This is a genomic window from Planococcus beigongshangi (assembly GCF_016820495.1).
GTDB classification, from domain to species: domain Bacteria; phylum Bacillota; class Bacilli; order Bacillales_A; family Planococcaceae; genus Planococcus; species Planococcus beigongshangi.
Genome location: NZ_JADHDU010000025.1, coordinates 1 through 1,367, shown reverse-complemented (window position 1 = coordinate 1,367; position 1,367 = coordinate 1). Strand labels below are relative to the sequence as shown.

Genomic DNA, 1,367 nt, shown 5'->3' with positions numbered 1-1,367 from the left:
GCAAGGAGCATTGCGCTCCGGAGTCCCTGATTTCACACTGCCAAGAAAAGCCTCTAGCGAGGCGGGAGGTGCCCGTACCGCAAACCGACACAGGTAGGCGAGAAGAGAATTCTAAGGTGAGCGAGTGAACTCTCGTTAAGGAACTCGGCAAAATGACCCCGTAACTTCGGGAGAAGGGGTGCTCTGGTAGGGTGAATAGCCCGAGAGAGCCGCAGTGAATAGGCCCAGGCGACTGTTTAGCAAAAACACAGGTCTCTGCAAAACCGTAAGGTGACGTATAGGGGCTGACGCCTGCCCGGTGCTGGAAGGTTAAGGGGAGTGCTTAGCGCAAGCGAAGGTGCGAACCGAAGCCCCAGTAAACGGCGGCCGTAACTATAACGGTCCTAAGGTAGCGAAATTCCTTGTCGGGTAAGTTCCGACCCGCACGAAAGGCGTAACGATCTGGGCACTGTCTCAACGAGAGACTCGGTGAAATTATAGTACCTGTGAAGATGCAGGTTACCCGCGACAGGACGGAAAGACCCCGTGGAGCTTTACTGTAGCCTGATATTGAATTTTGGTGCAACTTGTACAGGATAGGTAGGAGCCAATGAATCCGGAGCGCCAGCTTCGGAGGAGGCGTCGGTGGGATACTACCCTGGTTGTATTGAACTTCTAACCCGCACCCCTGATCGGGGTGGGAGACAGTGTCAGGCGGGCAGTTTGACTGGGGCGGTCGCCTCCTAAAGAGTAACGGAGGCGCCCAAAGGTTCCCTCAGAATGGTTGGAAATCATTCGCAGAGTGTAAAGGCAGAAGGGAGCTTGACTGCGAGACGTACAGGTCGAGCAGGGTCGAAAGACGGGCTTAGTGATCCGGTGGTTCCGCATGGAAGGGCCATCGCTCAACGGATAAAAGCTACCCCGGGGATAACAGGCTTATCTCCCCCAAGAGTCCACATCGACGGGGAGGTTTGGCACCTCGATGTCGGCTCATCGCATCCTGGGGCTGTAGTCGGTCCCAAGGGTTGGGCTGTTCGCCCATTAAAGCGGTACGCGAGCTGGGTTCAGAACGTCGTGAGACAGTTCGGTCCCTATCCGTCGCGGGCGCAGGAAATTTGAGAGGCGCTGTCCTTAGTACGAGAGGACCGGGATGGACACACCGCTGGTGTACCAGTTGTTCCGCCAGGGGCATCGCTGGGTAGCTATGTGTGGCCGGGATAAGTGCTGAAAGCATCTAAGCACGAAGCCCCCCTCAAGATGAGATTTCCCATTGCGCAAGCAAGTAAGATCCCTCAAAGACGATGAGGTAGATAGGTTCGAGGTGGAAGCGTGGCGACACGTGCAGCTGACGAATACTAATCGATCGAGGACTTAACCAAACGATTCAC

The 1,367-nt window shown here is 55.6% G+C and carries 1 rRNA gene; it reads left to right on the top strand.

The window, feature by feature from the left end:
* Positions 1–1,358: ribosomal RNA gene (locus IQ294_RS16205) — 23S ribosomal RNA — on the top strand; the annotation flags it as partial.
* Positions 1,359–1,367 lie beyond the last annotated feature (9 nt).